The sequence below is a fragment of the Clostridium sp. AF35-15 genome (genome assembly GCF_003477745.1).
GTDB lineage: Bacteria > Bacillota > Clostridia > Lachnospirales > Lachnospiraceae > Otoolea > Otoolea fessa.
Map to the genome: position 1 here is coordinate 1 of NZ_QUDY01000021.1, position 415 is coordinate 415.

1 protein-coding gene is annotated in these 415 nt (G+C 38.3%); it reads right to left on the reverse strand.

What is annotated here, in order from left to right:
• The coding region (locus tag DWZ76_RS14845; RefSeq protein ID WP_147353145.1) for a transposase at window positions 1–296 on the reverse strand (296 nt) is incomplete at its 3' end.
• Between the last annotated feature and the right edge of the window lie 119 nt (window positions 297–415).

The window sequence follows — 415 nt, forward strand, 5'->3', positions numbered from 1 at the left end:
GGTTTCATTTCATTATCCTGTAGAAACTTTCCAAGATTGAACCAGTAATGCCCGGTCGGTTCCATACCTGGAATCACCTTATCCTTCTCATGTCTTTCTTTGAGGTCCAGGATCCATTCCTTAAATGTCACAAATCCGGCCTCTGTGTTGCTAAACTTAAATGGCTTCTTCGAATACTCGATTCCTCTGTAATCAAAAGCTCTGGCATAGTGCATTTCACTTCCGACATCAATTCCGAGTACCAAAGTTTTTTCTGTAATAGCTTCAATTTTTGCGTTCTGTGTGTTAGACTTCATTGTAGATACCTCTCTGTATAATAAGATTTTTACTAACCTGCCAGTCAGTAGTCTTATTGTACTCTGAGGTATTTTCAATTTTCAACGTCTACGCTTTTTATTATACAGGAAGCTCCTTT